3 protein-coding genes are annotated in these 4,587 nt (G+C 36.4%); all 3 read right to left on the bottom strand.

Annotated features, from left to right (window positions below; translation table 11 throughout):
- Positions 1–3,359: beta strand repeat-containing protein (locus B3C16_RS00360; protein WP_291127435.1), on the bottom strand; the 3,359-nt coding region annotated here is incomplete at its 3' end.
- 659 nt (positions 3,360–4,018) lie between these two features.
- Positions 4,019–4,246 carry a signal peptidase gene (locus B3C16_RS00355; protein WP_121311665.1) on the bottom strand — a complete coding sequence of 76 codons (228 nt, stop codon included), beginning with the start codon at positions 4,244–4,246 and terminating at the stop codon, positions 4,019–4,021.
- Positions 4,247–4,292: 46 nt separating this feature from the next.
- A partial coding sequence (locus tag B3C16_RS00350) for a T9SS sorting signal type C domain-containing protein (protein WP_291127431.1) occupies positions 4,293–4,587 on the bottom strand: 295 nt, incomplete at its 5' end.

The following is a 4,587-nucleotide window of genomic DNA, read 5'->3' as shown; positions in this document are numbered from 1 at the left end:
GCCCCTGAAATAGAAAACCCTAAACCACTATTGTTATAAAAATTGGTAGCAGTAAGATATTGATAAAAACGGGTTGATAATGTTAAAGGTGAAAAAGCATATAATCCTTGTCCTGTTACCGGTGAAGACCATAAAGTATAATCAAAACGGTTTATTGCTGAACTGTTTCTTTTTATGGTGATATTACCAATATTATTATTGACTGTTCCCTCTTGAATTAAATTGGCATTGTTTTCAACTACAAAATCTGCTGCGGTCATATTATTTATTAGTCCACCTATAACCGTAATATCGTCCCCATCATTTATTGTAAATGAACCCGAGGTTAATGTTAATTTACTTGCGGTAAAAACGCCATGTTCATTAGTATTATATATGCCCTGTATAAAAGCTTCGATAGTGGCAGTAGGCCCGGTAACGTTTGACCATTCTGTTCCATTCCATGTCACAGTAGCTTGATTTGTAACAAGGTTAATTTCGTCAGAATTACCCGTAGTAAATAAACCGTTTACAGCTCTGACTTGGTAATAGTAATTTGTATTAGCATTTAAACCGGTTACGTTATATGACGTTAGTGGTGCATTAATTGAAAATGGCGAACCGGCAACTGGAGTAATTGTCAGTGTATTTGCAACTACTTTTATATCATCTAAAAAGAATCTTGCATTACTGGTTTGAAATGCTCTAAAAGTAATTTGTGTATTAATAGTTGCATCAGTAACTTGAACGGTGTAATCCGAGAAAGCTCCTTTTATCATTGTAACAGAAGAAACATCCAAAGTTCCACCACCTGTTATTTCTAATAGTAAAGTGGTTTGTTCTGAACCTCCATTCCAAGCACCAGCTCTAAAAGTTAAAACTGCATTCCCTGCAACGCCAAATACTGGAGTAGTCAGAGCACCTCTTGTACTACCTGCTCCCATTTTGGCACAATTATCCCCTCTGTATCCTGCTGTATCAGACCAACCAATTAAATCAAAAACTTCTGTGGCTATTGTGCCACTCCAACCTCCTGAATTTCCTCCGGTTCCATTTGCCGAACCTAAATCAACCCATGTAAATTGTTGATTTAAAATTTCTGAAGAACCACCTGATTTTGTATACACATCCAAAACATAACTGGCGGCACCGGGAACCGCATCCCAATTAGCAGTAAATCCATTATTCAAAATATTTGTAGCCTCAACAGTTATATCTGGCACATTTAGTACCGCAATATCAGCTGTTAGTCCGGTAGGTTGCAACAGCGTATAGTTAGCGGAAGCCGAACCAGTCAAAGTGTAGCCCGTAACAGCAACAGAAATTCCTGTACCTGGAGTTGCAACTGCGAAAGCGGCTGAATATGTCTCATTTAAAACAACATTGCTTTCCTCTCCACTCACTACTCCTACTAATGTTGGAGTCCCCGATAAAGTAGCTGCTGTCGTGCCGTCTTGAACTTTGTTGTTCGCTGTTATATCAATTATCGTTAAGTTCTTTTTGTTTACGGTCAATGTCTGATCCACAGTTGTAGCAGCAGTGTAATTAACATTTCCTGTCTGAGAGGCTGAAATGGTTGTTGAACCTTGTCCAATAATGGTAATTGTATTACCTGAAACTGTTGCAACATCAGTATTAGAACTTACATAAGAAACGGTCAATCCGGAACTGGCAGCGGCCATTAGCTCAAAGGGGGCATCTCCATAAGTCGACGGAGAAAGCGCACCAAAGCTAATGGTTTGATTCGCTTGATTGATTGTTATGCTGATTGTCGCAGGAGCACTTGCACCTCCCGCATTACTGGCGGTAAAATCTACATTGAATATACCAATCTGAGTTGGAGTTCCGGAAATTTCACCAGATGTAGTATTTAAATCCAATCCTGTTGGCAAACTTCCGCTAGAAATGGCATAAGATGTTGGTGAGTTGGTTGCCATAACAGAATAAGAGAAAGCAGAATTATAATTTCCTACAGGAGATCCGCTTGAAACTACGGGAGCTACTGCACCTGTAGTTGTTCCCTGATTGGTATCTCCAAAACCAGTTTCCACCTGATCTCCATTCCTTGCCTTCGTTTTAAAAATATAAGTAGTAAGACTAACCAATCCCTTTACCGTAACCGTTCCCCAGACATCGGCTGTCTGCCAAACTGCTGTGGCTCCTAAAAAACCATTCGCTTGAACATACTGTCCATCCGTTTCAATAGCAAAAGTAGTATTTGCCGGATTTAAATTAGTTGTTGTACCGTCAAGCATAACATCAAGTGTTGTTGCCTGTGGATTAGTCACAACCAAAGCACCAGGTACATTCGCCAAAGTATAAAAATTAGATTCATTCCCATAAGAGGTTCCTGCAGAATTGGTAGCATAAGCTCGATAGTAATACCTAGTATTAACATCCAACCCTGACAAAATGCTAATATAAGATCCTGTGCCTGTACCTGTTGTAACTACACTATTTGAGAGTGTTGGAGAAGAAGCTGTATTATAGACCAAACCACGAGCAGTAACTGTAGCACCACCATCAGCGGTAACATCCCCACCAGAAGAACCACCATCTACCGAAATTGATGAGGCTGTTGTTGTGGTAACCGTTGGTGCTATTGTACCAGCGGGAACAGCACTTGCCCAAGTAGTTCCTATATTTATAGCGTCAATTGACCCAACCGGTGGCGTTGCTTGTCTCACACTTATGGCATTTAATGCTGTAGCATCTGTACCTGCAGTTGTAGTCTGTAGTGGAGTTCCTGCTAAAGCTTCCGTACTTGCAAATGATGGCAAAACCCATAAATCAACCCTGTCATTTGAACTACCGGCAATAAATGTATATTTAACAACTAATAAATAGGTTGTTCCAAATTCAAAATTGGTAGCAACCGCAGTTGGATTTGCTGACTTGTTAATCCCAAATCGTAATACTGAACCACTTTTTTGTGCTAACACTCTTGTACTAAAGGAGGCAGAATTAAAATGTAAAAAATACTCAGTACTCGCTGAGGTTGTGGAGGTAAAATTTACCAAACAACTCATATATACTGTCCCAGAATTTTGAGATGTAAAAGTTCTGTTAATGTCCGCAACACCATTAGAAGCCAAAGTCATGGAACCTCCAACACTTGACCCTGCATGTCCAGTAAAAGCTAAGCCTGCATTAGTGTATTGCGGATAGAAAGTAGACCCGCTGTGTGATGACCAGTTTGAAGTTGCTGCAGTTATGTTTCCAGGTATTGTGTAACTAAAATTTTCAGTTAACAATTGCCCATGTGAAACTAAACTTGTTAGAAAAACAAGGATAATTGCATTTTTTTTTAAAAGATTTCTACTTAAAACAAAAGTAATCTCGGTAAAAATTTTCATAGATGTTATAGTATTAATTTTCATATTCTTTTATTTAACTTTCAAAACCGAAGCTAAATACTTATAAAAATATGTTTTTTTTAAAGTTCAACCAGTTTCAGTAATACCATTCAAATGGCAGGCAAACCTACGGTAAAAATCGATTAAGAAACATTATGAAACGGTTAAATCAACAAAAATATTTTTTTTATAATAAAAATAATGTTAAAAAAAGACTGTGTCAATTGTTTGGTCATATAAACCTCATATTTTTTTACTTTATTCATAATTTAAAAAATAGAGATTATTTGAAAGTGGAGAAATAAAGGAAATTTTATAAGTGAAAGAATTTTATAATTTCCAAATGAAAGGTTGTCTTACTAAAAACGTCAAAATTTAACGAAACTAAAAGTTGTTCTGTATTTTTGATTATATAAGGGATTGTCTAAATAGGTACGTGTTACACCAATACTTTTCAATCTTTTGTGTGTTGGAGTATTGAAAAATTCACGATTGCTTCTTTTGATTGAGTCAAGCTGAGTGAGATGACAATAACTTTAAATCTGAAAAGTTAAATATTTAAAGATGAACAAATTATTTTTTTGATTGATTAATTAGCTATATTAAAAAAATCAAAAAAAAGCCAGCAATTTATTTCAACATGGAATAAATTGCTGGCTTATAGATTGATTTAATATCTAAACCTAAACGGCTCTTTTGTGCTTTCTATAAGTGTAGAATACAAATAAAACACCTAATACCAATAATAATATTAACCTACTATCGATTGGAGCCGGTTGAGGATCACCACCGCCTTCAACACCTCCATCGCCGCCGCCGCCGTCATCACCGTCACCGGGCTGTGCGAAAGCAACAAAATCTGAAGCTAATAAAAACAGAGCGACGAAATAAAACTTTAAAATATTTTTCATAACAATTACTTGATTTTTTTACTATTTCTTATTTTGACAAGCAAAATTATCTTATTACTTTTTTAGTTACAACCGGCCCTTCTTGAGAAGTAATTTGAACCAATAATACTTGATTGGTCTGACCAGCTGTTATAGTGGTTTGAGAAGCATTGATTCCTTTGCTTTCTGATAATAATCTACCTCTTATATCAAATACTTTTACAGCAGACATTACCACATTACCAGTATTAATTACTAAATCGTTAGCTTCATTTTGGTAAACAACTACTTGGTTATCATTAAATATTGGTGTATCAACACCTAAAGACAACTGGTAAACTATCTCAAAACGAGAAGAGAAT

Source organism: Flavobacterium sp. UBA7682, from assembly GCF_002482945.1.
Lineage (GTDB): Bacteria > Bacteroidota > Bacteroidia > Flavobacteriales > Flavobacteriaceae > Flavobacterium.
Note: the sequence above shows the minus strand (reverse complement) of the source record. Positions and strands in the feature narration are given on the sequence as shown.

Excerpts from the sequence above, each read along its gene's own strand:
- B3C16_RS00355 (WP_121311665.1), bottom strand. The coding sequence starts at position 4,246 with ATGAAAAATATTTTAAAGTTTTATTTCGTCGCTCTGTTTTTATTAGCT.